The sequence below is a fragment of the Acidovorax sp. FJL06 genome, assembly GCF_003852545.1.
Taxonomy (GTDB): Bacteria; Pseudomonadota; Gammaproteobacteria; order Burkholderiales; family Burkholderiaceae_C; genus Acidovorax.
In genome coordinates this window covers 190760-215024 of the sequence record NZ_QAJR01000010.1, presented here as the reverse complement: position 1 = coordinate 215024, position 24265 = coordinate 190760, and the positions used below count along the sequence as shown (strand labels likewise).

Genomic DNA, 24265 nt, shown 5'->3' with positions numbered 1-24265 from the left:
CCTTTTTTCATGCGAGGCCACGTGGGCCGGAGAACGCATGGAGCACACGGAACACATGGAGCGCGTACGGCGCCCAAAGCGCATTGAGCGTATGCAACAGAGATTCGCAAGCAATGAAGAATTCCTTTGAAACCTGGCTGCCCAGGCTGGTGGTGGCCCCGGCCTTCGTGCTGGGCTTTGCCTTCATCTATGGCCTGATGGTGTGGAACGGGGTGCTCAGCCTCACCGCATCGCGCATGCTGCCCAACTACGAATGGGCGGGCCTGGCGCAGTACGAAAAGCTCTGGGAGATGGACCGCTGGTGGGTCGCCCTCAAGAACCTGGGCATTTTTGGCGTGGGCTATGTGGGCGGATCGCTCGCCATCGGCGTGGTGCTGGCCGTGCTGCTGGACCAGAAGATCCGTGCCGAGGGCGCGCTGCGCACCATCTACCTGTACCCCATGGCGCTGTCGTTCGTGGTGACGGGCACGGCCTGGAAGTGGCTGCTCAACCCCAGCCTGGGCCTGGAAAAGCTCATGCACGACTGGGGCTTCGAGAGCTTCACGTTCGGCTGGCTGGTGGACACCGAGATGGCGATCTACTGCGTGGTGATCGCGGGCATCTGGCAGAGCGCCGGGTTTGCGATGGCGCTGTTCCTGGCGGGCTTGCGCGGCATCGACGACAGCATCATCAAGGCCGCGCAGGTCGATGGCGCCTCGCTGCCGCGCATCTACTGGCGCATCGTGCTGCCCGCGCTGCGCCCGGTGTTCTTCTCCACGCTCATGGTGCTGTCGCACCTGGCGATCAAGAGCTTTGACCTGGTGATGGCGCTCACGGCCGGCGGCCCCGGCTTTGCCACCGATGTGCCCGCCACCTTCATGTACACCATGTCGTTCTCGCGCGGGCAGATTGGCCTGGGCGCGGCCAGCGCCACCATGATGCTGGCCACCGTGGCGGCCCTGGTGATTCCTTACCTTTACAGCGAACTGCGGAGCAAACCCCATGACCGCTAAGCCCTCTGTGTTTCCGTCCGTGGGGCGCCTGCTGGTCTATGCCGTGCTGGCCCTGGCCGTGGCGTTCTTTCTGCTGCCGCTGTATGCGATGCTGGTCACGTCGTTCAAGGATGCGGAGGAGATCCGCTCCACCTCGCTGCTGGCCTTACCCGGCGGGCTGAACTGGGCGGCCTGGTCCACGGCGTGGTCCAGCGCCTGTACCGGCGTCGATTGCAACGGCCTGCGGCCGTTCTTCTGGAACTCGGTGGCCATGGCCGTGCCGGCGGTGATGGTCTCCACCGTGTGGGGCGCGCTCAATGGCTATGTGCTGAGCCTGTGGAAGTTTCGCGGCAGCGACACGCTGTTCGGTCTGCTGCTGTTTGGCGTGTTCATGCCGTTCCAGGTGGTGCTGCTGCCTATGAGCCAGGTGCTGGGCTGGCTGGGGCTGTCCAGCTCCATCACCGGCCTGGTGCTGGTGCACTGCTTGGCGGGGCTGGCGGGCACCACGCTGTTCTTTCGCAACTACTACGCGGCCATCCCCAAGGAGCTGGTGAACGCCGCGCGCATGGACGGTGCGAGCTTCTGGCAGATCTTTTGGCGCATCGTGCTGCCGCTGTCCACGCCCATCGTCATGGTCACGCTGATCTGGCAGTTCACCAACATCTGGAACGACTTTCTGTTCGGTGTGGTGTTCTCGGGCACCGAGTCCAAGCCCATCACCGTGGGGCTCAACAACCTGGCCAACACCTCCAGCAGTGTGAAGGCCTACAACGTGGACATGGCGGCCGCCATCATCGCGGGCCTGCCCACGATGGTGATCTATGTGCTGGCCGGTAAATTTTTTGTGCGCGGGCTGACGGCCGGTGCAGTGAAGGGATAAATCATCATGGCGTCTTCGTTAGACATTGCAGGCATCAACAAGCGCTTTGGCAAGGGCGACAAAAGCGTGGAGGTGCTGCGCAAGGTGGACATCCACGTCGCCCCGGGCGAGTTCCTCATCCTCGTCGGCCCCTCGGGCTGCGGCAAGTCCACGCTGCTGAACATCATTGCGGGGCTGGATGAGCCCACCGAGGGCGAGATCCGCATCGGCGGCAAGAACGTGGTGGGCATGCCTCCGCGCGACCGCGACATCGCCATGGTGTTCCAGAGCTATGCGCTGTACCCCACGCTGAGCGTGGCTGACAACATCGGCTTTGCGCTGGAGATGCGCAAGATGCCCAAGCCCGAGCGCCAAAAGCGCATCGACGAAGTGGCTGCCATGCTGCAGATCAGCCACCTGCTGGACCGCCGGCCCAGCCAGCTCTCGGGCGGCCAGCGCCAGCGTGTGGCCATGGGCCGGGCCCTGGCGCGCCAGCCGCAGCTGTTCCTGTTCGATGAGCCGCTGTCCAACCTGGACGCTAAGCTGCGCGTGGAGATGCGCGCCGAGATCAAGCGCCTGCACCAGGCCAGCGGCATCACCAGCGTGTACGTCACGCATGACCAGGTCGAGGCCATGACGCTGGGCTCGCGCATCGCTGTCATGAAGGGCGGCGTGGTGCAGCAGCTGGGCACGCCCGACGACATCTACAACCGCCCGGCCAACACCTACGTGGCCACCTTCATCGGCTCGCCCACCATGAACCTGCTGCGCGGTGCAGCCAGCGGCGGGCAGTTTGGCATCCAGGGCGCGGCGTTGAACCTGGCGCCGCCATCCGGCACGCCAAACAGTGCCAGCGAAGTGCTGCTGGGCGTGCGCCCCGAGCACCTGGTGATGCAGGACAGCGCCCCCTGGCGCGGCAAGGTCAGCGTGGTGGAGCCCACGGGCCCCGACACCTATGTGATGGTGGACACCGCCGCTGGCACCGTCACGCTGCGCACCGATGCCCAGACCCGCGTGCAGCCCGGCGACGCCGTGGGCCTGGCGGTGGAGCCCGCCAACGCCCACTGGTTTGACGCCAGCAGCGAGAATCGGCTGGCGTGATCGGCGTGGCTTGAACGCCGCCGGATACGTGCCCTCTGATGCCGGTATGCGTTCAAAAGTACAAGTCCGTTCACGCTGAGCCCGTCGAAGCGCTCGGCCCGAACGGTTCTTGTTTATTGAGCGCAACCAAATATGGGTTGCTATTAAAACAATAGCTTATGGCGCATGCTGAACAGGCGCTAGAGGCTGTTTTTGCTTAAAACACCGCATGACACTCCTGCGCTTGCTGGCCGACATCGGCGGCACCAACATCCGCCTGGCCTGGCAAGACCAGCCCGATGGCCCCCTGCACGACACCCGGGTGCTGCCCTGCGCGCAGTTCCCCACGGTGGACGCGGCGCTGGCGGCCTACCTGCAAGAGGTGGGTGTGTCCACCCCGCGCGAGGCCGCGTTCGGCATCGCCAACCCCGTCACGGGCGACGTGGTCCGCATGACCAACCACAGCTGGAGCTTCTCGCAGCGCGCCGTGCGCGAGGCCTTTGGTTTTGAGCGGCTGGTGGTCATCAACGACTTCACCGCACTCGCGCTGGCGTTGCCCCTGCTCACGCCCGAGCAGCTGCGCCCCGTGGGCGGCGGCGCGGCCGTGCCGGGCGCCGCGATTGCGCTGCTGGGCCCGGGCACGGGCCTGGGGGTGTCCGGCCTGGTGTTTCCGCCCGGCGCAAGCGGGGGCGTGCCGCTGTCGGGCGAGGGCGGCCATGTCACGCTGGCCGCGCAGACCCAGCGCGAATTCGATGTGCTTGCCATTTTGCAGGAGCGCTACGGCCATGTGTCGGCCGAACGCGCCGTGTGTGGCGCCGGGCTGGTGGACCTGTACCACGCGCTGCGCCGGCTGGCCCAGCGCGGCGGCAAGGAGATCAGCTCGGCCGCGCAGGTGGCCGAGTTGGCGCTGCAGGCCAACGACCCGCTGGCGCTGGAGGCGCTGGAGCTGTTCTGCGGCTTTCTGGGCAGCGTGGCGGGCAACCTGGCGCTCACGCTGGGCGCGCGCGGCGGGGTCTTCATCGGCGGCGGCATGGTGCCGCGCCTGGGCACCTGGTTCGACCAGTCCCCGTTCCGCGCGCGGTTTGAATCCAAGGGGCGGTTCCAGTCCTACCTGGCCTCCATCCCCTGCTGGGTGATCGACCCCGGCGCCACGCCCGCGCTGCATGGCGCATCGCGGGCGCTGGACATTGCGGGGGCCGGTGCATGAGCCGCACCAGCAACGGAAACGCCAGCGCACCGCTGCCCACGGTGCAGCCCAGCGGCATGCACCATGTCGCCATCATCGCCAGCGACTACGCGCGCTCGCGCCGCTTCTACACCGAGGTGCTGGGCCTGCAGGTGGTGCACGAGCACTACCGCGCCGAGCGGCAGTCGCACAAGCTCGACCTGCAGCTGCCCGACGGCACGCAGGTGGAGCTGTTCTCTTTTCCAAGCCCTCCACCCCGCCCGTCCTACCCCGAGGCCTGCGGCCTGCGCCACCTGGCCCTGCGCGTGGCCGACATGGACGCCAGCGTGGCCGCCCTGGTGGCGCACGGCGTGGCGGTGGAGCCGGTGCGGGTGGACCCGTTCACCGGTGCGCTGTTCACGTTTTTTGCCGACCCGGACGGGTTGCCGATCGAGCTGGTCGGTCCCGTGCCCGCCACCGCCCCGCGCTGATCTCTCCGCCCAAAAAGAAAAGGCCCTGGCGGGCCTTTTTCCGTGTCACATCTCTTCACTCCAGCAATACCCATCGCGCGCAATCATCGCGCTCGCGGCGCGCGGGCCCCAGCTGCCCGCAGGGTAGGGGCGGGGGCCTGCGGGGTCGTTCTTCCAGGATTGCAGGATGGGTTCCACCCAGCGCCAGGCTTCTTCCTGCTCGTCGCTGCGCACAAACAGGTTCAGGCGGCCCGCAATCACATCGAGCAGCAGGCGCTCGTAGGCGCCCACGCGTTCCGTGCCAAAGCGCTGGTCAAAGTCCAGGTTCAGGTGCACCTGCGACAGCGCGGGCTCGGTCTGGTGCTGCGCGGCGCCCTGGGCCATCAGGTGCAGTTCCAGCCCGTCCTTGGGCTGCAGGTTGATCACCAGGCGGTTGGCAGCGCCTGCAGGGGTCTTGAAGATGGGGTGGGGCACGGGCCGGAAGTTGATGACGATATGCGCGTCGCGCCCCGCCAGCCGCTTGCCGGTGCGGATGTAAAACGGCACACCCGCCCAGCGCCAGTTGCTGATCTCGGTGCGCAGCGCCACAAAGGTTTCGGTGGTGCTGCCGGGGGCCACGCCTTTTTCTTGCGCATAGCCGGGCACGGGCTGGCCCTGGTGGTTGCCCGCTGCGTACTGGCCGCGAATCACATGCTGGCCAATGGTTTCCGGCGTCCAGGGCTTGAGCGACTGCAGCACCTTGAGCTTTTCGTCGCGGATCGCGTTGGCGCTGGAGTTGATGGGCGGCTCCATGCCAATCGCGCACAGGAGCTGCAGCGCGTGGTTCTGCACCATGTCGCGCATCGCGCCGGTCTGGTCGTAGAACGCGCCGCGCGACTCCACGCCCAGCTCTTCGGCGATCGTGATCTGGATGTTGGCAATGGTCTCGCGGCGCCACAGGGGCTCGAACAGCGCGTTGCCAAATCGCAGCGCAAACAGGTTCTGCACCGAGGGCTTGCCCAGGTAGTGGTCGATGCGAAAGACCTGCTCTTCCTTGAGCACGCGGCGCAGCGTGTCGTTGATGGCCTGGTTGGACTGCAGGTCGTGGCCCAGGGGCTTTTCCAGCACCACGCGCGTGGTGGGGCCGTTCAGGCCCACGGCGGCGATCTGTTCGCACACGTTGGTGAACAGGCTGGGCGCGGTGGCCACGTACATCACCACCGAATCCGCGCCGCGCGCCTTCAGGGTCTCGGCCAGGCGCTCGTAGTCCTGGGTTTTGGACAGGTCCATGCGCAGGTAGTTCAGCAAGGCTGCAAACCGCGCAAACTCGTCCGGCGTGGGGCGCTTGGCCAGTTCCACGCTGTCGAACCGCGACTGGATCAGGCTGCGGTATTGTTCGTCGCTCAGGTCGTCGCGCGCCACGGCGATGATGCGGCCACCCTCGGGCAGCGTGCCATGGCGAAATGCCTGAAACAATGCGGGCATGAGCTTGCGCCAGGCAAGGTCGCCGGTGCCGCCGAACAGGACGAGGTCAAAACTCATGGTGTCTCCGTGATGGGGTGTTTCGTTTTGCTGCGGGAATTGTAATCGCGTTACATAAATTCAGGATCTTATTCGTCATGTTCCTTTCGTTGGTAACCCAAAAGAATCTGTAGTGTTCATTGGTTTTTTGTAATCAAGTTACTATTTCGGCGCGTTTCATCCTCCCAGACGACATGACCTTCATGCCCACCCGTTGCGACCAGACTGCCCCTTGGCCCCTGCTGGCGGCCCACTTCGACGCCCAGGGCCGCAGCCTGGACATGCGCCAGGCCTTTGCGCAAGACCCGGGCCGCTTTGCGCATTTCAGCCAGCAGGCGCCCCATGTGTTTGCCGACCTCTCCAAGAACCTGTGGAGCCGCGAGACAGAGGCCCTGCTGCTGGACCTGGCCCGCGCCTGCGGGGTGGCGCAGCACCGCGACGCGATGCTGGCGGGGGAGGCCATCAACACCACCGAAAACCGCGCCGTGCTGCACACGCTGCTGCGCCGCCCGGCGGGTGTGGCGTTGCCCGGTGATGTGCCCGAAACCGCGCAGCGCCTGGCCGACGTGAACCACACGCAGGGTGCCATGCTGCAGTACGCCGAGCAGGTGCGCAGCGATGCTGCCATCACCGACGTGGTGAACATCGGCATCGGCGGGTCGGATCTGGGCCCGCACATGGCCGTGCGCGCGCTCGAAGAGTTCCGCACGCCGGGCAAGCGCTTTCACTTTGTCTCGAACGTGGACGGGCATGAGCTGCACCATGTGCTCAAGGGCCTGCGGCCCGAGAGCACGCTGTTCCTGGTCGCGTCCAAAACCTTCACCACGGCCGAGACCATGACCAATGCGCGCTCGGCGCTGGCGTGGTTCGACGCCCGGGGCGGGCGCGATGTGGCGCGGCATTTTGTGGCGCTCTCCACTAACCTGGAGGCCACGCGCGCCCTGGGCATCACCACCACGTTTGGCTTCTGGGACTGGGTGGGCGGCCGCTATTCGCTGTGGTCGGCCATTGGCCTGCCGATTGCCATCGCGATCGGTGCGCAAGGCTTCCGCGATTTCCTCGCGGGCGCGCATGCCATGGACGAGCATTTCCGCACCGCGCCGCTGGCGCAGAACCTGCCGGTGCGCCTGGGGCTGCTCGATGTCTGGTACCGCAATTTCCACGGCTTCACCAGCCGCTGCATCGCGCCCTACCACGCGGCGCTGGGCCGCTACTCGGCCTACTTGCAGCAGCTGGAGATGGAGAGCAACGGCAAGCGCGTGGCGCAGGACGGCAGCGCGCTCACCTGCGTGACATCGCCCGTGCTGTGGGGCGAGCCCGGCACCAATGGTCAGCACGCGTTCTTCCAGATGCTGCACCAGGGCGCCGACGTGCTGCCGCTGGAGATCGTGGCCGTGCGCAAGGCCTCGCACCCGCTGCCGGGCCACCAGCCCAAGCTGCTGGCCAACGCGCTGGCGCAAACGCAGGCGCTGATGGTGGGCAAGGCCAGCGACGACGGCCACCGGCACTTCCCCGGCAACCGGCCCAGCACGCTGATGCTGCTCGAATCGCTCACCCCCACCTCGCTGGGCGCGCTGATTGCACTGCAGGAACACCGCGTGTTTGTGAGCGGCAGCCTGTGGGGCATCAACAGTTTTGACCAGTGGGGCGTGGAGCTGGGCAAGGTGCTGGCCAGGGACCTGGAGGCGCGGCTGGAGAGCGGTGACGTGGCGGGGCTGGATGGCTCCACCGCCGGGCTGCTGGGCCTGTTGCGGGGCGCGGCGGTGGTTTGAACGTGCTCAGAGGCTGTTTGAAAAGTCGGCACGAGGCGAATCGTGGATAAAAATGCGGGGGTGCAAGGCGCAAACCGGAGCCGGGCTGGTGGCCCGGCGAGGATTTGCAACGCCGCAGACCCGCGTTTTTAGCCGCGATCACGCCCGCGTCGGACTTTTCAAACAGCCTCTCAGCCCTGGAAGGAATTCACCGGCAGGCCTGGTGTTTCTACCTGGATGCAGAACAGCGCGCCGGCGGGGATCTCCGCATCCTGCTCTGGCTGGGGCCTCCCCGCCCGCGCCGACGTAATGAACAGCGTGCGCAAATCCTCCCCCCCCAAACACACCATGGTCGGGCACTGCACTGGCACCGCAATGCGCCGCAGCACCTCGCCTGCGGGCGACAACTGCAGCACACACGCCCCCTCGTACATCGCGACCCAGTAGTTCCCCTCCACATCCACCGCCGCACCATCGGGTCGCCCGCCGTAGGGCTGGCCTTCCACCTTGCGGTCGAACTGCATCCAAGGGCGGCGGTTGGTGATCTCACCCGTGGCTACATCGAAGTCGAACTGGTCGATGCGGTGCTCCGGCGTGTTGGACCAGTACAGCGTGCGGTTGTCGGGGCTGAAGGCCAGGCCGTTGGCGGTGAAGTTGTCGCCTGCCATGTGGCGCAGGCGGTAGCCCGTGGCGCTGGTGGCATCGGCCTGCAGGCACCAGAGTGCGGCAATGGGCGCCGTGCGGGGCGTGATGACCGAGCCCGCCCAGAAGCGGCCTGCGGTGTCGCAGCGGCCGTCGTTCAGGCGCAGCACGGCGGCGTCGTGTTGCTCGGGCGGCAGCAGGGCCAGGCAGCTGAGGGCGGTGGGGTCGGTGCTGTCCTTGGCCGTGTCCAGAAGATAGAAACCGTTTCGTAACCCGATTACCAATCGCCCATGGGCCGCTGGCGCGCAGCAGCCGGGCTCGCTGGGCAGGGGCCATTGCCGGTGCTGGCCGGTGGCGGGGTGCCAGGCGTGCACTGCAAAGCCCTGGATGTCGCACCAGTACAGCCGCTGTTCCTCTGGGTGCCAGAAGGGCGATTCGCCCAGTTCGGACGGTGGCAGGGGCAAGGTTTGCAGGGGCATGGCTTGAAGTGGGGTGGTTATCGAGTTACATTTTAGGGCCTCAGACAACAGGCGCCAGGCACACCGCCCTGGGGCCGAGCCACCCACCGATGGAGACTTCCATGCATCCAGTTGTAGCGCGCGTGACCGAGCGCATTGTCCAGCGCAGCGCAGACACCCGCGCCGCCTACCTCGCCGGCATCGACGCCATGATCGCCCGCAAGCCCGCGCAAGACCGCATGGGCTGCGCCAACCTGGCCCATGCCTATGCGGCCTTGCCCGGCGCCGAGAAGTTCAAGGTCACTGTTGAAAAGGCGCCCAACATTGGCGTGGTGACGGCCTACAACGACATGCTCTCGGCCCACCAGCCCTACCAGAGTTACCCCGCCGTCTTGCGTGACGAGGCCGCCCAGCATGGCGCCACGGTGCAGGTGGCCGGCGGTGTGCCCGCCATGTGCGATGGCGTCACGCAGGGCACGCCCGGCATGGAGCTGTCGCTGTTCTCCCGCGATGCCATTGCCATGGCCACTGCGGTAGCGCTGTCCCACGATGTGTTCGATGGCGCGCTGCTGCTGGGCGTGTGCGACAAGATCGTGCCCGGCCTGCTGATCGGCGCGCTGCACTACGGCCACCTGCCCTGCGTGTTTGTGCCCGCAGGTCCCATGGGCACGGGGCTGTCGAACAAGGACAAATCCAAGGTGCGCGAGCAGTACGCACAAGGCCTGGTGGGCCGCGACGAGCTGCTCAAGGCCGAATCGGCCGCATACCACAGCCCCGGTACCTGCACCTTCTACGGCACGGCCAACAGCAACCAGATGCTGCTCGAAGCCATGGGCCTGCATGTGCCCGGCGCGGCGTTTGAATCCCCCGGCACCGAGGCGCGCGAGGCCTTCACCCGCCAGGCGGTGCGCGCCGTGCTCGACATTGGCAAGCGCGGCACGCGCTTCACGCCCATTGGCAAGCTGGTGGACGAGCGCTGCATCGTCAACGCCATGGTGGCCTTGCTGGCCACGGGCGGCTCCACCAACCACCTGATCCACTGGGTGGCGATTGCACGCAGTGCGGGCATCCTGATCGACTGGACCGACTTTGACGAACTCTCGTCCGTGGTGCCGCTGCTGGCCCGCGTGTACCCCAATGGTGATGCCGATGTGAATCAGTTCCAGGCTGCGGGTGGGCCGCCCTGGATCCTGCGTGAGCTGCTGGCAGGCGGCTACATGCACGCCGATGTGATGAGCGTGAACGCCGGTGGGATTGCCGCAGGCGGGCAGGGCGCACCAGCGGTGTCGGGCGACGAAACCGTGTTGCGCCCCGCGTCCAAGCCGTTCTCTGCAACCGGCGGCCTGCGTCTGCTGCAGGGCCGCCTGGGCCGCGCGGTGATCAAGGTCTCGGCCGTGCCGGAAGACCGCCACATCGTCGAAGCGCCTGCCCGCGTGTTCGATTCGCAAGAAGCCCTGCTCGCCGCCTTCAGTGCGGGCGAGGTGCAGCAGGACATGGTGGCCGTGGTGCGCTTCCAGGGCCCGCAGGCCAACGGCATGCCCGAGCTGCACAAGCTCACGCCCCCGTTGGCCGTGCTGCAAAACCAGGGCTTCAAGGTGGCGCTGGTGACCGACGGGCGCATGAGCGGCGCCTCGGGCAAGGTGCCCGCGGCCATCCACGTCACGCCCGAGGCGCTGGCCGGTGGCCCGCTGGCCAAGGTGCGCGATGGTGACATCGTGCGGGTCGATGCGGTGGCCGGTACGCTCGACGTGCTGGTGGATGACGCCACCTGGGCCGCACGCACCCCCGCGCCCTACGGCGCCCCGTCGCAAATCGGCTTTGGCCGTGAACTGTTTACCAACTTTCGCCGCCATGCTGGCGGTGCCGAACAAGGAGCCTGCACATGGCTGTAACCACCACTGCTTCCACCCCCATGAACCCGATCGACATTGCCAGCCACGGCCCCGTCATTCCCGTCATCGTGATCGACCGCGTGGAAGACGCGCTGCCGCTGGCCGAAGCCCTGCTGGCCGGCGGCGTGAAGGTGCTGGAGGTGACGCTGCGCACCGCTGCGGGCCTGCCCGCCATTGAGGCCATTGCCCGCCACCTGCCCGAAGCCGTCGTGGGCGTGGGCACGGTGCTCAACGCCGACGACGCCCGCCGCGCGAGCGAGGCCGGTGCACGCTTCGCCGTGAGCCCGGGCTATACCTCGGAAGTGGGCAGCGCCTGCAAGGGCCTGAACCTGCCGCTGCTGCCCGGCGTAGCCACATCGAGCGAGATCATGGCCGCGCTGGCCGATGGGTTCTCGTTCCTCAAGCTGTTCCCGGCCGAGGCGGTGGGCGGCATTCCGCTGCTCAAGTCCTGGGCCAGCCCGTTTGGGCAGGTGAGCTTTTGCCCCACGGGGGGTATCACCCCCGTCACGGCGTCCAACTACCTGGCGCTGCCCAATGTGCGCTGCGTGGGCGGCTCGTGGCTCACGCCCACAGACGCCGTGCGTGCGGGCGACTGGGCGCGCATCGCCGAGCTGGCGCGTGCCACGCAGGCGCTGCGCAAGGCCGGGTAATGCCTGGATGGTTTTGGTGAAAATGGCCGCTGGCGCTGACTGGTAAAGCGCTGGTAGCTATCAAAATGGAAGCTGCGGATTGCCGTGGCTCCGCGCGCATCGGTCGCTGGCGGGCGGCCCCGGAAAACTTCCGCATGGACTTGACGCGCGGCCCCCCTATCATGCTGCGGGGGGCTTGCTCCCCCACACGCTGGTTTGCTTTTTCAACCAAGAGAGGGAGTTCACTATGGATTTTGTTTCGGCTGTCAAAAGCTGCTTCGCGCAGTTCGCGGGCTTCTCGGGCCGTGCGCCGCGCTCGGAGTTCTGGTGGTTTGCGCTGTTCCAGGTGGTGGTGCTGCTGGTCACTGGTTTTGTGAGCCAGGTGCTGTACGGTGTTGCGGCGCTGGCACTGCTGCTGCCCGCCATTGCCGTGGGGGCCCGCAGGCTGCATGACATCGGGCGCTCGGGCTGGTGGCAGCTGCTGTCGCTGACCGGGATCGGCTCGCTGGTGCTGATCTACTGGTGGGTGCAGCCCAGCGGAGACTGATTGTTTGCAGGCTGCCGGGGCCCGACAAGTCACCCGCCGCGCCATATGAAAAAAGCCCGCAGGCCGTAAGGCCTGCGGGCTTTTTGTTGGGCTGCCTGCGCAGCCAGGACGCTGGCTGCGCGGGGCGCCGGGCTATTACATGCCCATGCCGCCCATGCCACCCATGCCGCCCATGTCGGGCATGCCGCCGCCAGCGCCGGCTTCTTCCTTCGGAGCCTCAGCCACCATGGCTTCGGTCGTCAGCAGCAGCGATGCCACGGAGGCAGCGTTCTGCAGGGCCGTGCGGGTGACCTTCGTGGGGTCCAGAATGCCCAGCTCGAGCATGTCGCCGTACGTGTCGTTCGAAGCGTTGAAGCCGTAGTTGCCCTTGCCGGCCAACACAGCGTTCACCACGACGGAGGCTTCGCCGCCGGCGTTGTTCACGATTTCGCGCAGAGGGGCTTCGATGGCCTTCAGGACCAGCTTGATGCCGGCTTCTTGGTCGGCGTTGTCGCCCTTGACCGAGTCACCCACAGCTTGCTTGGCACGCAGCAGAGCCACGCCGCCGCCAGCCACAACGCCTTCTTCCACCGCAGCGCGCGTGGCGTGCAGTGCGTCTTCCACGCGGGCCTTCTTTTCCTTCATTTCGACTTCGGTGGCAGCGCCAACCTTGATCACGGCCACACCGCCAGCCAGCTTGGCCACGCGCTCTTGCAGCTTTTCGCGGTCGTAGTCGGACGTGGCTTCTTCGATCTGCACGCGCACTTGCTTGACGCGGGCTTCGATGTCAGCGGCAGCGCCAGCACCGTCGATGATGATGGTGTTTTCCTTGCCCACTTCGATGCGCTTGGCTTGGCCCAGGTCGGCCAGGGTGACCTTTTCCAGGGTCAGGCCCACTTCTTCAGCGATGACCTTGCCGCCCGTCAGGATGGCGATGTCTTCCAGCATGGCCTTGCGGCGGTCGCCGAAGCCAGGAGCCTTGACAGCCACCACCTTCAGGATGCCGCGGATCGTGTTGACCACCAGCGTAGCCAGGGCTTCGCCGTCAACTTCTTCGGCAATGATCAGCAGGGGACGACCGGCCTTGGCGACTTGTTCCAGCGTGGGCAGCAGGTCGCGGATGTTGCTGATCTTCTTGTCGAACAGCAGCACGAAGGGGTTGTCCAGAATGGCGGATTGCTTTTCTGGGTTGTTGATGAAGTAGGGCGACAGGTAGCCGCGGTCGAACTGCATGCCTTCCACGACGTCCAGTTCGCTGTCCAGCGACTTGCCGTCTTCCACGGTGATCACGCCTTCCTTGCCGACCTTGTCCATGGCGTCAGCGATCAGCTTGCCGATGGTTTCGTCGGAGTTGGCGGAGATCGAACCCACTTGGGCGATTTCCTTGGAAGTGGTGGTGGGCTTGGAAGCCTTCTTCAGCTCGATCACCAGGGCTGCAACAGCCTTGTCGATACCGCGCTTCAGGTCCATGGGGTTGATGCCAGCGGCCACGTACTTGAAGCCTTCGCGCACGATGGCTTGTGCCAGCACGGTAGCGGTGGTGGTGCCGTCACCGGCGTTGTCGCTGGTCTTGGAGGCCACTTCCTTCACGAGCTGGGCGCCCATATTCTGCAGCTTGTCCTTGAGTTCGATTTCCTTGGCCACGGACACACCGTCCTTGGTCACGGTGGGGGCGCCGAACGAGCGCTCCAGCACCACGTTGCGGCCCTTGGGGCCCAGCGTGACCTTGACCGCGTTGGCCAGGATGTTCACGCCTTCAACCATGCGAGCGCGGGCTTCGCCGCCGAAAACTACGTCTTTTGCTGCCATGTTTGGCTCCTAAAATTGGATTCAAATTGGCTGCTGTCGCTTATCTGGTAAGCGCTAGCAGCTATGAAAAAGTGAGTAAACGAGGGAGAAGGAATTACTTCTCGACCACTGCGAACAGGTCGTCTTCCTTCATCACCAGCAGCTCGTCGCCCTTGACCTTGACGGTCTGGCCCGAGTACTTGCCGAACAGAACGCGGTCACCGACCTTCACGTTCAGGGCAACCACGTCGCCCTTGTCGTTCTTCTTGCCAGGGCCCACGGCCAGCACTTCACCTTGATCAGGCTTTTCAGCAGCGTTGTCGGGGATCACGATGCCGGAGGCGGTCGTGGTTTCGCTTTCAATACGCTTGACGATCACGCGATCGTGCAGAGGGCGAAGGTTCATTGCAATGCTCCTGTTTTCAGTAAAAAAGCTGACGTACTCAGTGCCCGGGCATCCAGGCACTCCCAAACTTCCGACAGGCGGTGCGGTGTTAGCACTCGTCTGCAGTGAGTGCTAATGATAGGGGCATTTATGGCCGTTTCAAGACACCCCTGGGCATGGCTGGGGGCTTTGGAGGGGGCGCTTTGCGCACGGGGGCGTTTCGCGGTGCAGGATTGTTCTTGAATTCAGAACAGTCAATTTGTGACCGAATGGTTTTTCTGTGGACGGCATCGGCGTACAGTTCAACCCATCGATGAGCCGAACCCGCAAGGCGACTCACCGAACCCGGTCCGAAGCCGCTTTGACAAGCACCCGCTTCTGGCGCTTCGGCCCGGTTTTTTGAGACGTTTTCGCCTTTTTTAACCTCAAGGATTTTCATCATGAACAAGACCGCCCGTTTCCTCTCCATCGCTGCCGTGGCTGCTTTCGCTTCTTTGGGTGCCCACGCTGACGAGGCTGATTCCTCGCAGTTCGCCCTGCAGTTCGACACCAACCGCACTCGCGCCGAGGTGACTGCCGAAGCCGCGGTCGAAGCCCGCACCCACAACATGGAGCCTGCCGGTTCGCGCGTGATGACCTACCAATCCACCGCCGACCGCACCGCCGTGCGTGCCCAGGCGGCCGAAGCCGTGCGCACTGGCCAGATCTCCCACGGCGAAATCGGCAACGCCATGTAATCAGGGCCTGGCGCCGTGGCCGCGTGCCAGCGGGCACGCCGGTCCGGATGGCAGGCAAGACGAAAGAAAAAGGGCTCCCCCGGCGGGAGCCCTTTTTTGTGGGCGTCGCACCGGCACCGCCGCACCGCTTGCGGCCGGTGTGGGGCGCTGCGGGCGCGGTGAGGGGCTTGTCCTGGCCGGTGACAATGGAGCCCCTCATCTGCCACATGGCCCTGCAACACATGACATCTCTTCCCGCCAGGGGCTGGAACAGCCAGTGGTTCGTGCCCACGGGCGAGCAGCAACAGGTTCTTCAGTCCCCGGCCACGGCCCTCATCATCAGTGCGCTGGCGGGCACCGGCAAGACGACCACGCTGTGCATGAAAGCCTGCCACCTGCTGGCCGGCCTGGGCCCCGAGGCGCGCATCCTGGTGCTGGCCTATTCGCGCGCCGGGGTCACGGCCCTGCGCGACCGCATGCTCAAGCTCCATGGCGCCGTGCCAGCCAGCCTGGAGATCCTGACGATGGAGCAGCTCAGCGAGCAGGTGCTGCGGGCACAGGGCGATCCCGTCATCCGGCTGCAGGACCCGGTGCGCCGGCGCCTGCTGATCCTGCAGGCCCAGCAGGCGCTGCGCCAGGAACTCACGCGCAGCCCCGACCCCGGCGCCGATGCCGTGCTGGAGCGCGATGTGGACATCGATGCGTTCCTGGCCTTCGAAGCCCTGGCCAAGAAGAAGCGGCTGGACAAGCAGTGCGACGACGCCGGAGGGGATCTGCGGGCCTTCTGCGAAGAGCAGGACCTGGACTATGGCCTGTACCGCTTGCTGAGGCACTACGAGCGCATGCGCGTGGGCCTGGGCCACGAGCCCCGGTTCTATGCCGACGGCGACTGCAGCCTGGAGCTGTGTCGCCAGCTGGACCTGCTGGACTGGGACCAGCCCTGCGAGTGGCTGCAGGGGCGCTATGGCGCGGTGCTGTTTGATGAGCTGCACGACCTGGATGAGAGCGCTCTGACGATTCTGCGCAAGCTGGTGCAAAGCCACAACGGCGTGTTCGTGGGGGCCGGTGATTTCAACCAGCATATCCATGAAGGTTCGTTCTCGGTCTTTGGCGGGGCCTTGCAGCACATCCGGGCCAGCCTGCCGCAAGACACCGAGGTTCTGCGCATCCACACCACGCGCCGGTTTGGCGCGGAGATCTGCGCGGCCCTCAATCCGCTGTTCGGGGTGGAGTTCGCGTCCGTGGCGCAGAGCGCGGACTCGTTCGTGCATGGAACCTACGACACGGATGCGCAATGCGCGCAGCAGCTGGTGGAGTTGCAGGCCCAGATCACGCAGGGCTGGGGGGGCTTGCATGGGGACAAGAGCCAGCACAGCGCCCTGAATGTGGTGCTGAGGAACCCGCAGGACAGCATCCTGCTGGAGTGGGTGTTCGGGCACGAAGGTGTGCACTACGGCTGCCAGGGGATGAGCGCCTTCTATCTGCGCCGCGAGGTGGCCCTGGTGCTGTGCCTGCTGTGGGCCCTGGAGGGCAGCCCGGTGGGGCGCCCCCTGACCCCCGGCATCCTGGGGGCGGCCATCCAGGGGCTGCTGCACTATGGCCGCCGCGCGGTGCGGCACGGCACGGTGGACCCCGATGTGCTGGCGCAGGGGCAATTCGACGAGTCGGGCTGGACGGACCGGCCCGGTGCCAGCGAGAGCCTGCAACTGGGCGCCACCCTGCACGGGGATGTGGCGCAGATGCGCCGCTACATCCAGCACGGCACCCTGGACCGCAGTGCCCCGCCCCTGGCCGATGCCTGCGCGCAGGTGTTGGCGCTGGCGCCGGCCTTGTGTGCCGATGCGGGGGCGCTGTGCAGCCACCCCCTGGTGCGCCGCATTTTTGAGGAAGCCCCCATCAACGGCCAGGAGCGGCAGGCCTGCCTGGCCAGCCTCGGCCAGGTGGCGGCGCTGGCGCAGGGCATGCCGGTCAGCGAGTTCCTGGGCCGGCTGACGCTGGTGGCCACCAGCAGCATCGAGATGCACCTGCGCAAGGAACCCGTGACCCTGCGCCTGATGAGCGTGGAGGCCTGCAAGGGCCGCGAGTTCACCTTCGTGGCCGTGCCCTTTGTGGAGCGCGGACGGTTTCCGGGGGCCGCGTCGCACCAGGAGTCCTACCGCGAGCGCAACATGCTGTACGTGGCCTTGACGCGTGCGCGCACCGCGCTGTGGCTGCTGGAGAGTGCCGCGCGGCCGGTGACCCCGGGGCCTGTGTAGGGCGGCCCTGAAAAGATCGTCAACAGGTTCAGGACTTACGCAAACAAGGATGCACAACGGCTTTCCCCACAGGGGACGCACTGTGCCTGGGCATGTTGTGCGTAAGTCATCACGTTCTCAGGGCCGTTGCCGCCCCTTGCGCGCGGGGCGGGCGGCCGGGCCTGGGGCCCGGGTGCCCGCCTGTTCGAGCCACAGCAGGGTGTCCACCTGCGACATGAAGCGCCGCAGGTAGTCGGGCGACAGCGTGCGCATCAGGCTCAGCGTGCGCAGCATGAGCTTGTGCGCGTTGAGCGGGCCGGCGTTCTCGGGCCCACGGTGCAGGGCCTGCACCACCTGCTGCTCGGCGGAGATCTTGGACCAGACCTCGCCGAACTGGCGCACGCTCTTCATCTCCGGCAGGCTGGTGTCGCCGCTGCCGCTGCCACCGTGCGGGGTGGCCGTTTCGGCCTGGGCGCGGGTGCGCAGCGCATGGTTGAGCCGCGCCAGCGGGGAGCCGGTGGCAGAGGGCGGTGCCGGCTGGGGCGCTGCGGCCCGGTGGAGCGCGTCCGATGCCGAGGTTGTCAGATGGGGCGATGGGGCCTGTTGGGCTTGCTGGGCCTGTCGGGCATAGGTCGCCAGCGCCATGTGCAGCCGCCCTGCCAGCACCTGCTGCACGGCCGCGGGTTGGCCCGGCAGGCGTTGCGCCAGCACCTCCAGGTAGTGAAAGCGCACCGGGTCGTGGTGGTGCGCGCCTTCGGCCCGCAGCGTCTCAAGGAGGCTGTCGGACTTGGAAATCGTCGGCTGCAAATCGGCCTCAGCGGTCCATTTTTGGCTTCGCCGCTCTTCGAGAACACCGTATTTTTGCCCCATAGCCGGGCTATGGGGCTGCAAATCCGGCAAAAACTGTCCTCGCTGGGGCTGATTTTCGCTACCGACGCTCCAAGTCCGACAGCCTCCTAGCGTGGGCTCGCCGGGCGGGGCACTCGGCGAGGAGGCGCCCTGGGGGTCACTCATGGCGTGCGGGCCGGGTGTTCGAGGCCTTGGGCACCGGGGCCATTTCCACGCGCCGGTTCTGCGCTCGGCCTTTTTCATCGGTGTTGTCGGCCACGGGCTGCTCGGCGCCAAAGGCGGCGGCAAACACCTGGGACGACGGCATGCCTTCGTCGATGAGGGCGCGGGCCACCGTGAGGGCCCGTTGGGCCGACAGCTCCAGGTTGTCCGCAAAGCGCTGGTGGGTGCCGCGCAGCAGCGTGGTGTTGTCGGTGAAGCCGCTCACCATCAGCATTTCGTCGCGCTCGCGCAGGTACACCTGCAGGGGCTGCACCAGGCTCCTGAGCAGTTGGCGGCCCTCGGGGCGCAGCTCGTCGGAGCCCGTGGCAAACAGCACGCTGCCACTGATGCCGATGCGGCCGTTGTTCACCGTGACCCGGCCGCTGGCCAGCGGGATGGCCAGGGCCTTTTCCAGCGCCATGCGGCGCTGCTCTTCCTGCTGGCGCTTTTCCACCTCCTGCTTGAGGCTGGACACCAGGTCGATCTGCACCACCAGCACCCCGGCCAGGATCAGCACGAATGCGCCCAGCAAACCCGCCATGAGGTCGCCGAACACCGCCCACACGGGGGCGGTGGGCTCGCTGTGGTCGTCCAGGGTGTCGTCCAGGCCGGTCACGCGGCGGCTCCCTCGGCGGCGGCTGCGGCCAGGGCTGCGGGCCGGCTGGCGTGGCCGTGCAGCCTGCGCAGGTCTTCCACGATGCCTTGCTGCGCGCTGATGCTCAGGTCAATCACCTCGCGGGCCTGGGCCACGTAGTAGGCCAGTTGCTCGTCGCTGCGGTTCATCGACTGGCTGATCGCGCCCTCGATGCCCTGCAGGCCTTCCATGAGCTTTTCGTTGCTGGCGCTGAACAGGCCCACGCCATGGCTGAAGGATTCGCCCAGGCTGGACAGCTCCACCGCGCTGGCGGCCACATGGGCGGCCACCTCGTCCACCTTGCCGGCCTGCGCGCCCAGCGCCTGGGCAAATTGTTCCCCTGCCTGTTCGAGTACCTGGGCCGCTGAGCCGACCAGGGCATCGATGGCCGCGCGCTGCTGCACGGCGGCATCGTTCACCGCGTGCAGCAGGGTGCCCAGCTGCTCCACCATGGCGGTGCGCTCGGCCAGTGCAGTGTTGTCGCGTTCGCTCAGGCGCGCCATCTCCTGGCGCAGCTGGGTGATGACCTCGGCCGCAGCCTGTGGCACGTCGGACGCGGTCTGCAGCAGGCGCGTGAGCGGCGCCTCCAGGGCCGACCCGAGTGTGGCCAGGTGCTGCGCCACGGCGGCCTGCAAGGTGTCGAGCCGCTCCACGGCGGCCTGGCCGCGCTGGGCTTCGGCGTCGCGCAGGGCCTGCAGCTCGGTGCGCCACACGCCGGTGAGTTCGTCCATGCGCTGGCCCTGGGCCTGCACCCACTGGGCCTCGGTGGTCAGGCGCGTGCGCAGCAGTGCGTCCGACTGCTCCATCAGCGCCGCGGTGCTGCCCAGGGTGCGTGCCACCTGCTCGGTCATGCGCTCGGTGACCTGGGTGGCGGTGGCCTCCAGCGCCTGGCACACGCCCTGCTGCTGCGCCACGGCCTGTTCGCCCACGCGCTGCCACTCGGCCGTGAGGGCGCCGGCCATGCTGTCCATGGACCGGCTCCAGGCTTCCAGCCGCTGCTGGTCGGCGGCCAGCTGGGTGGTGTGCGACTGCGCCACGGTGTCTTGCAGCGCTGCCAGCCAGGTGCTGGAGCGCTGGTCCAGCACCTGGCTGGCGGTTTGCAGGGTCTGCCCGATCTGCGTGGCCGTGCCTTCGAGTGCCTGGCAGGCCGCCTGCTGCTGCGCTGCGGTGTGTGCCCCCATGCGCTGCCATTCGGCGCCGAGGGTGCTGGCCAGGCCCTCCATGGTGTGGCTCCAGCCTTCCGCGCGCTGATGGTCGGCGGCCAACTGGGCCGCGTGCGATTGCGCCACGGTGTCCTGCAGGGCGGCCAGCAGGGCGCCAGAGCGCTGGTCGAAGGCCTGGGTGGCGCTGTGCAAGGTGTGGTCGATCTGTGTGGCGGCGCTTGCCAGCGCCTGGCCCACGCCCTGTTGCTGCGCCAGGGTCTGGTCGCCCATGCGCTGCCATTCGGTGGCGAGGGCCGTGGCCATGCCGTTCAGGGAGCCGCGCCAGCCTTCCAGGCGCTGCGCGTCGGCGGCGGCCTGGGCCGCCTGCGTCTGGACGGCCGACGCCTGCAGAGATGCCAGCAGGGTGCTGGAGCGCTGGTCAAACGCCTGCGTGACGGTCTGCAGCGCCTGGTCGAGCTGGGCCACCAGCGTGGTTTGGGCCTGGGTGTGGCCCTGCAGGGCCGAGGTCCAGGTGTCGGCCACCTGGCGGGCGGTGCCCTCCCACTGGCCCGAGAGCGCCTGCATCTGCGCATCGGTGGTGGCGCGCAGGCGCTCGTGCGAGCGCTGGGCCTCCTGGGCCAGGGTGGCCATGGCCTGTTCCACCACGGGGCGGATGGCCTCGCCGGCCTGGCGTGCACTGGCGCCCAGGCTGTCCTGCAGCGAGGTGCCTACGGTGCTGGCCAGCTGGGTGTAAGCGGCAGCGGCTTCGCGGTGGAAGTCTTGCTGCTGCGCCAGCAACTGGGTGCCCAGTTGCTCGTTGCGCCGCTCCAGCCCTTCCACCAGGCCCTGCAGGCGCTCGGCGATCAGGGGCAGGGCCTGGGCCTGTGTCTGCAGGGCGTGCAGCATCTCCTCGCGGCGGTAGGCCGGCGAGAAGGGGCGGAACAGCGTGGGGATGTGCGCATCCAGCAGGCGCACGGCCGCCAGCCGCTCGCGGCGGCTTAGCGCCGACAGCAGGCCCAGCATGGCCGAGGCAGCCACGCCGGCCACCGAGGTGCCGAACGACAGGCCCAGGCCCTTGATGGGGGCTGACAGTGCGGCCCGGATCGACTCCAGGCTGGACGAGGTCTCCAGCGCGGACATGGTGCCGTTGAAAGTGACCACCATGCCGAGAAAGGTGCCCAGCATGCCCAGCATGACCAGCAGGCCCACGAGGTAGGGCGTGAGGGCCGGGCCTGGCAGTGCCACGCGCTCGCCTTCGATGCGCTGGCGCACGGGGTGGCGCAGCGCGGGCGCCAGGCGGTCCAGCCAGCCGTTCAGGTCCGTCAGCGGCGCGGGCTGCGCGGGGCTGGCAGCCAGCGCGCCAGCCAGGGACTGGGTGGCGGCGCGGAACTGCCGCAGCTCATAGGCCCCCAGCACATAGACCGCGCCAATCACCGCCGTCATCGCCAGCGCCAGGGGGCTGGTCCCCACAAATCCCCAGCCCACCCAGCCCACGGCCGCCAGGCCCACGGCAAAGATGGCGGGCATCACACTCTTGTTCATTCCTGTTGTCCTGTTTTCTCGTGGTGGGCGGCTTCCAGCAGCCCCGTGATCGGTAGCAGGCGCACCTGCATCTCGGCAAGCAGCAGCGCCTGCATGTCTTGTTCAAAGGCCCACAGCCAGCCGCCCGGCTGGCGCCAGCGCAGCGGCTCGTCGGACTGGCCGCAGGCCTGCAGCGCCTGCTGGTGCGTCTGGTGGCGGTGGGCCAGGCGCCGCTCCAGGTGGCCGGGCAGCGACGCCCACAGCCGCTGCTCGCGCGCGCCCAGCATCTGCTCCATGACGGCATCCAGGGCTGCCAGCTGCCGCAGGGCGGGGCTGCCCTTGGCAATGGCGTGGCGCACCTGGGCCCGCAGGGCCAGCAGCCGCGTGTCCATCTGCCTTTGCAGCTCCAGGTAGCGGGGGCCATGGGCCGCGAAATCCGCATCGGCCTGGGGGTCGGGCATCTCCATGGGCGTGTTGTCGGCCCGCGCGCGCAGGGGCTTGGGGGCTGCGGCCCGGGCCGTGAGCAGGGTGGTCAGATCGGCCTGGGCCTTCTGGACAAAGCGGTCCAGTGCGGCCATGCCGAGGGCTGGCCCTGGCGCAGCTGCCGCCCCATCCCCCGCGCCTGGCAAGGATTCGATGGCGTGCAGCGCCCGGCTGAGCTGCACGGCGTCCACCGTGCCCAGCCACTGGCTCAGCACCTGCGCCACGTCCTGCTGTGGCGCCTGCGCGGCCCGCGCGCCGTCCTCCCGCGCCCATTGCTGGAGCAGGACAACAAGGCGCGAGCTGTTGAGTCGGTGGTGCAGATACATCCCGTGGGGGTCATTCACTGTGCGGGCACCACGCGCCGGATCGCTCCGGGCGCGGGTGCATCAGGGAACGGGTCCCCAGTGGGCAAAACCCGCTATTTTCGCAGGAATGCAAATGGGGCCGGCCTGGGGCGCTGCGGCGCTGCCGTGCGCGTGCCCTGGCCGCCTCCCCCTTCGGGCGGACGAGGTGCGCCTCGGTTCAAGGATGTTTAAGTAATTTTGAACGGAGTTTTTATTCGTTTGTGAATGATGGCTCGCCCCGTAGATTCGATGGCTATCCCCATCCAATCAGCACGAGGAGCCCATACATGACCCACGAAATCGCAGAAGCCGTATTGCCTGCCGCGCTGGAGCAGGCGCGCCAAGCGGCTTCGGACACAGGCCTGGCCTACGCAGGGGGCGTGCTCCCACCGGTGGCGTGGGACCTGGTGCGCGAAGGGCAGGCGCTGCTGGTGGATGTGCGTTCGGCCGAGGAGCGCAAGTTTGTGGGCCATGTGCCCGGCAGCCTGCATGTGGCCTGGGCCACGGGCACGGCGCTCACCCGCAACCCCCGCTTTGTGCGGGAGCTGGAGGCCCGGCTGGCCAAGGACGGCGGCAAGGAGGCCGTGGTGCTCTTGCTGTGCCGCAGCGGCAAACGCTCGGTGCTGGCCGCCGAGGCCGCTGCTGCCGGGGGCTTTCGCCATGTGTTCAACGTGCGCGAAGGGTTTGAAGGCGAGATCGACACGCGCCAGCAGCGGGGCAGCAGCGACGGCTGGCGCTTTCACGGGCTGCCCTGGGTTCAGGACTGAAGCCGTTGCACCACAGGGACCCCATGGCCATGTTTGACATCGAACAGATTGCTGCGTCGCTGAGCGAAGTGCGGCGCGAGTGGCGCGAAGCGCAAAACCGCTCGCAGGAAGCGGGCGGGCGCGAGTTTCCGTCGCGGGATGCGCTGGCGCAGGTGGTCGAGCAGCTCAAGGGCGCGCTGTTTCCGATGCGTCTCGGGCCCTACGACCTGCGCCAGGAGAGTGAAGACTTCTACGTGGCGCACACGTTGGACTCGGCGCTGCACACGCTGTGGGCGCAGATCGGCCTGGAGCTGCGCTACAGCGCTCGCCAGCAGGCGCGCGATGCCGCCAGCGTGCAGGCACAGGCCCGGCATGTGGCCCAGTCCTTTGCGCAGGCGCTGCCGCAAATCCGGCGCCTGCTCGACAGCGATGTGCTGGCGGCCTACCAGGGCGATCCGGCAGCGCGCAGTGTGGACGAGGTGCTGCTGTGCTACCTCGGCGTGCTGGCGATGATCCACCACCGCCTGGCCCACTGCCTGTACCAGCTGGGCCTGCCCTTGCTGGCGCGCATCGTGGCCGAGCTGGCCCACAGCCAGACCGGCATCGACATCCACCCGGGTGCGCAGATCGGGGCGGGCTTCTTCATCGACCACGGGACGGGCGTGGTGATTGGCGAAACCGCCGTGATCGGGCGGCGCGTGCGGGTGTACCAGGCGGTCACGCTGGGCGCCAAGCGCTTTCCCACCGATGCCCAGGGCCACCTGCAAAAAGGGCTGCCCCGGCACCCCGTGGTGGAGGACGACGTGGTCATCTACGCCGGCGCCACCATCCTGGGCCGCGTCACGCTGGGCCGGGGGGCCGTCATCGGCGGCAATGTGTGGCTCACGCAGGACGTGGCCCCTGGGGCCCACATCACCCAGGCCAGCTCCCAGGAGTCGGTGCGTGCGCCCCAGGCCGTGGAAGAGGTGGCGCCATGACCACGCTCATCAAGGGCTTCGGCATTGCCGTGCGCCAGTCCCGCGAAGCGCAGGGCTGGTCGCAGGAGCGGCTGGCCGAGCACTCGGACCTCAACCGCTCGTATGTGGGCGAAATCGAGCGCGGCTGCGTGATTGCGTCGCTCGTCACCGTGGAGAAATTGGCGGGTGCGCTCGGGGTCACGCCCTCCACGCTGGTCACGCGCGGCGAGGTTGTGCACCGGTCCAACCTGGTGCGGGGTCTTCAGTTGGCGGCTATAGCCTGTTGAAGCCGGCCGGCAGAGCTTTGACACTTCGCGCAGCAG

At 67.4% G+C, this 24265-nt stretch carries 22 protein-coding genes; 14 read left to right on the top strand and 8 right to left on the bottom strand.

The features are described from left to right. Nucleotides 1-113 precede the first annotated feature (113 nt). The 5 genes from DBV10_RS06475 (at nucleotide 114) to DBV10_RS06455 (ending at nucleotide 4566) form a co-directional block, all read left to right on the top strand. Nucleotides 114-992 carry a carbohydrate ABC transporter permease gene (locus tag DBV10_RS06475; protein ID WP_124511748.1) on the top strand — a complete coding sequence of 293 codons (879 nt, stop codon included), beginning with the start codon at nucleotides 114-116 and terminating at the stop codon, nucleotides 990-992. After that, a complete protein-coding gene (locus tag DBV10_RS06470) occupies nucleotides 982-1851 on the top strand; it encodes a carbohydrate ABC transporter permease (protein ID WP_124511746.1) in 870 nt (289 codons plus the stop codon). Before DBV10_RS06475 ends, DBV10_RS06470 begins: the two co-directional genes overlap by 11 nt. 6 nt (nucleotides 1852-1857) lie before the next feature. After that, on the top strand, nucleotides 1858-2931 hold the full coding sequence (locus DBV10_RS06465; protein WP_124511744.1) for an ABC transporter ATP-binding protein: 1074 nt from the start codon (nucleotides 1858-1860) through the stop codon (nucleotides 2929-2931). A gap of 208 nt (nucleotides 2932-3139) precedes the next feature. Beyond that, nucleotides 3140-4117, top strand: coding sequence for a glucokinase (gene glk, locus DBV10_RS06460; protein WP_124511742.1), 978 nt, complete (start codon nucleotides 3140-3142; stop codon nucleotides 4115-4117). Then, nucleotides 4114-4566 carry a VOC family protein gene (locus DBV10_RS06455; RefSeq protein ID WP_124511740.1) on the top strand — a complete coding sequence of 151 codons (453 nt, stop codon included), beginning with the start codon at nucleotides 4114-4116 and terminating at the stop codon, nucleotides 4564-4566. The genes glk and DBV10_RS06455 overlap by 4 nt, the downstream gene beginning before the upstream one ends. 45 nt (nucleotides 4567-4611) lie before the next feature. Here the strand turns inward: DBV10_RS06455 and zwf are convergent, their stop codons facing one another. Further along, nucleotides 4612-6066 carry a glucose-6-phosphate dehydrogenase gene (gene zwf, locus DBV10_RS06450; RefSeq protein ID WP_124511738.1) on the bottom strand — a complete coding sequence of 485 codons (1455 nt, stop codon included), beginning with the start codon at nucleotides 6064-6066 and terminating at the stop codon, nucleotides 4612-4614. Nucleotides 6067-6248: 182 nt separating this feature from the next. Between zwf and pgi the strand changes: the two genes are divergently transcribed. Continuing rightward, nucleotides 6249-7817 carry a glucose-6-phosphate isomerase gene (pgi, locus tag DBV10_RS06445; RefSeq protein ID WP_199740056.1) on the top strand — a complete coding sequence of 523 codons (1569 nt, stop codon included), beginning with the start codon at nucleotides 6249-6251 and terminating at the stop codon, nucleotides 7815-7817. Nucleotides 7818-7987: 170 nt separating this feature from the next. Here pgi and DBV10_RS06440 read toward each other — a convergent pair whose 3' ends face one another. Further along, entirely contained in the window at nucleotides 7988-8917 is a 930-nt protein-coding gene (locus DBV10_RS06440) for an SMP-30/gluconolactonase/LRE family protein (RefSeq protein WP_124511734.1), read from the bottom strand. Between the two features lie 101 nt (nucleotides 8918-9018). Between DBV10_RS06440 and edd the strand changes: the two genes are divergently transcribed. From edd to DBV10_RS06425, 3 genes are all read left to right on the top strand, one after another. After that, complete coding sequence (gene edd, locus DBV10_RS06435) at nucleotides 9019-10788, top strand: phosphogluconate dehydratase (RefSeq protein ID WP_124511731.1); 1770 nt, start codon at nucleotides 9019-9021, stop codon at nucleotides 10786-10788. Beyond that, complete coding sequence (gene eda, locus DBV10_RS06430; protein WP_233589821.1) at nucleotides 10779-11438, top strand: bifunctional 4-hydroxy-2-oxoglutarate aldolase/2-dehydro-3-deoxy-phosphogluconate aldolase; 660 nt, start codon at nucleotides 10779-10781, stop codon at nucleotides 11436-11438. The genes edd and eda overlap by 10 nt, the downstream gene beginning before the upstream one ends. Nucleotides 11439-11664: 226 nt before the next feature. After that, nucleotides 11665-11964: a DUF805 domain-containing protein gene (locus DBV10_RS06425; protein ID WP_124511729.1), complete on the top strand. Its 300-nt coding sequence runs from the start codon at nucleotides 11665-11667 to the stop codon at nucleotides 11962-11964. A gap of 135 nt (nucleotides 11965-12099) precedes the next feature. On the opposite strand, the gene groL is transcribed toward DBV10_RS06425, so the two are convergent. Continuing rightward, nucleotides 12100-13752: a chaperonin GroEL gene (gene groL, locus DBV10_RS06420; RefSeq protein ID WP_063460143.1), complete on the bottom strand. Its 1653-nt coding sequence runs from the start codon at nucleotides 13750-13752 to the stop codon at nucleotides 12100-12102. 94 nt (nucleotides 13753-13846) lie between these two features. Beyond that, nucleotides 13847-14137: a co-chaperone GroES gene (locus DBV10_RS06415; RefSeq protein WP_124511727.1), complete on the bottom strand. Its 291-nt coding sequence runs from the start codon at nucleotides 14135-14137 to the stop codon at nucleotides 13847-13849. Between the two features lie 419 nt (nucleotides 14138-14556). Here DBV10_RS06415 and DBV10_RS06410 point away from each other — a divergent pair, with 419 nt between their 5' ends. Together DBV10_RS06410 and DBV10_RS06405 are read left to right on the top strand one after the other, a co-directional pair. Continuing rightward, the gene (locus DBV10_RS06410) at nucleotides 14557-14853 is read left to right on the top strand and encodes a DUF4148 domain-containing protein (RefSeq protein ID WP_124511726.1); all 297 of its coding nucleotides are present in this window, start codon (nucleotides 14557-14559) and stop codon (nucleotides 14851-14853) included. 221 nt (nucleotides 14854-15074) lie between these two features. After that, nucleotides 15075-17087, top strand: a complete 2013-nt coding sequence (locus tag DBV10_RS06405) for a UvrD-helicase domain-containing protein (protein WP_124511724.1) — start codon at nucleotides 15075-15077, stop codon at nucleotides 17085-17087. Nucleotides 17088-17204: 117 nt separating this feature from the next. On the opposite strand, the gene DBV10_RS06400 is transcribed toward DBV10_RS06405, so the two are convergent. The 4 genes from DBV10_RS06400 to DBV10_RS06385 form a co-directional block, all read right to left on the bottom strand. After that, nucleotides 17205-17873, bottom strand: coding sequence for a DUF2894 domain-containing protein (locus tag DBV10_RS06400; RefSeq protein WP_233589820.1), 669 nt, complete (start codon nucleotides 17871-17873; stop codon nucleotides 17205-17207). A gap of 199 nt (nucleotides 17874-18072) precedes the next feature. After that, nucleotides 18073-18732 (bottom strand): OmpA family protein, encoded by a 660-nt coding sequence (locus DBV10_RS06395; RefSeq protein ID WP_124511718.1) that lies wholly within the window; start codon nucleotides 18730-18732, stop codon nucleotides 18073-18075. Beyond that, on the bottom strand, nucleotides 18729-21434 hold the full coding sequence (locus DBV10_RS06390) for a DUF802 domain-containing protein (RefSeq protein ID WP_124511716.1): 2706 nt from the start codon (nucleotides 21432-21434) through the stop codon (nucleotides 18729-18731). The genes DBV10_RS06395 and DBV10_RS06390 overlap by 4 nt, the downstream gene beginning before the upstream one ends. Beyond that, nucleotides 21431-22222 (bottom strand): DUF3348 family protein, encoded by a 792-nt coding sequence (locus DBV10_RS06385; RefSeq protein ID WP_124511712.1) that lies wholly within the window; start codon nucleotides 22220-22222, stop codon nucleotides 21431-21433. Before DBV10_RS06385 ends, DBV10_RS06390 begins: the two co-directional genes overlap by 4 nt. Nucleotides 22223-22527: 305 nt before the next feature. Between DBV10_RS06385 and DBV10_RS06380 the strand changes: the two genes are divergently transcribed. The 3 genes from DBV10_RS06380 to DBV10_RS06370 are packed head-to-tail and all read left to right on the top strand — an operon-like array spanning nucleotide 22528 to nucleotide 24229. Continuing rightward, complete coding sequence (locus DBV10_RS06380; RefSeq protein WP_124511710.1) at nucleotides 22528-23007, top strand: rhodanese-like domain-containing protein; 480 nt, start codon at nucleotides 22528-22530, stop codon at nucleotides 23005-23007. Between the two features lie 23 nt (nucleotides 23008-23030). Continuing rightward, nucleotides 23031-23963 carry a serine O-acetyltransferase EpsC gene (gene epsC, locus DBV10_RS06375; protein WP_124511708.1) on the top strand — a complete coding sequence of 311 codons (933 nt, stop codon included), beginning with the start codon at nucleotides 23031-23033 and terminating at the stop codon, nucleotides 23961-23963. Further along, on the top strand, nucleotides 23960-24229 hold the full coding sequence (locus DBV10_RS06370) for a helix-turn-helix domain-containing protein (protein WP_124511706.1): 270 nt from the start codon (nucleotides 23960-23962) through the stop codon (nucleotides 24227-24229). Before epsC ends, DBV10_RS06370 begins: the two co-directional genes overlap by 4 nt. The last annotated feature ends 36 nt before the right edge of the window (nucleotides 24230-24265 follow it).

What these genes read in the sequence shown, in the direction of transcription:
- DBV10_RS06475 (WP_124511748.1), top strand. Translation starts at nt 114, where the DNA reads ATGAAGAATTCCTTTGAAACCTGGCTGCCCAGGCTGGTGGTGGCCCCG.
- DBV10_RS06470 (WP_124511746.1), top strand. Translation starts at nt 982, where the DNA reads ATGACCGCTAAGCCCTCTGTGTTTCCGTCCGTGGGGCGCCTGCTGGTC.
- DBV10_RS06465 (WP_124511744.1), top strand. Translation starts at nt 1,858, where the DNA reads ATGGCGTCTTCGTTAGACATTGCAGGCATCAACAAGCGCTTTGGCAAG.
- glk (WP_124511742.1), top strand. Translation starts at nt 3,140, where the DNA reads ATGACACTCCTGCGCTTGCTGGCCGACATCGGCGGCACCAACATCCGC.
- DBV10_RS06455 (WP_124511740.1), top strand. Translation starts at nt 4,114, where the DNA reads ATGAGCCGCACCAGCAACGGAAACGCCAGCGCACCGCTGCCCACGGTG.
- zwf (WP_124511738.1), bottom strand. Translation starts at nt 6,066, where the DNA reads ATGAGTTTTGACCTCGTCCTGTTCGGCGGCACCGGCGACCTTGCCTGG.
- pgi (WP_199740056.1), top strand. Translation starts at nt 6,249, where the DNA reads ATGCCCACCCGTTGCGACCAGACTGCCCCTTGGCCCCTGCTGGCGGCC.
- DBV10_RS06440 (WP_124511734.1), bottom strand. Translation starts at nt 8,917, where the DNA reads ATGCCCCTGCAAACCTTGCCCCTGCCACCGTCCGAACTGGGCGAATCG.
- edd (WP_124511731.1), top strand. Translation starts at nt 9,019, where the DNA reads ATGCATCCAGTTGTAGCGCGCGTGACCGAGCGCATTGTCCAGCGCAGC.
- eda (WP_233589821.1), top strand. Translation starts at nt 10,779, where the DNA reads ATGGCTGTAACCACCACTGCTTCCACCCCCATGAACCCGATCGACATT.
- DBV10_RS06425 (WP_124511729.1), top strand. Translation starts at nt 11,665, where the DNA reads ATGGATTTTGTTTCGGCTGTCAAAAGCTGCTTCGCGCAGTTCGCGGGC.
- groL (WP_063460143.1), bottom strand. Translation starts at nt 13,752, where the DNA reads ATGGCAGCAAAAGACGTAGTTTTCGGCGGCGAAGCCCGCGCTCGCATG.
- DBV10_RS06415 (WP_124511727.1), bottom strand. Translation starts at nt 14,137, where the DNA reads ATGAACCTTCGCCCTCTGCACGATCGCGTGATCGTCAAGCGTATTGAA.
- DBV10_RS06410 (WP_124511726.1), top strand. Translation starts at nt 14,557, where the DNA reads ATGAACAAGACCGCCCGTTTCCTCTCCATCGCTGCCGTGGCTGCTTTC.
- DBV10_RS06405 (WP_124511724.1), top strand. Translation starts at nt 15,075, where the DNA reads ATGACATCTCTTCCCGCCAGGGGCTGGAACAGCCAGTGGTTCGTGCCC.
- DBV10_RS06390 (WP_124511716.1), bottom strand. Translation starts at nt 21,434, where the DNA reads ATGAACAAGAGTGTGATGCCCGCCATCTTTGCCGTGGGCCTGGCGGCC.
- DBV10_RS06385 (WP_124511712.1), bottom strand. Translation starts at nt 22,222, where the DNA reads ATGTATCTGCACCACCGACTCAACAGCTCGCGCCTTGTTGTCCTGCTC.
- DBV10_RS06380 (WP_124511710.1), top strand. Translation starts at nt 22,528, where the DNA reads ATGACCCACGAAATCGCAGAAGCCGTATTGCCTGCCGCGCTGGAGCAG.
- epsC (WP_124511708.1), top strand. Translation starts at nt 23,031, where the DNA reads ATGGCCATGTTTGACATCGAACAGATTGCTGCGTCGCTGAGCGAAGTG.
- DBV10_RS06370 (WP_124511706.1), top strand. Translation starts at nt 23,960, where the DNA reads ATGACCACGCTCATCAAGGGCTTCGGCATTGCCGTGCGCCAGTCCCGC.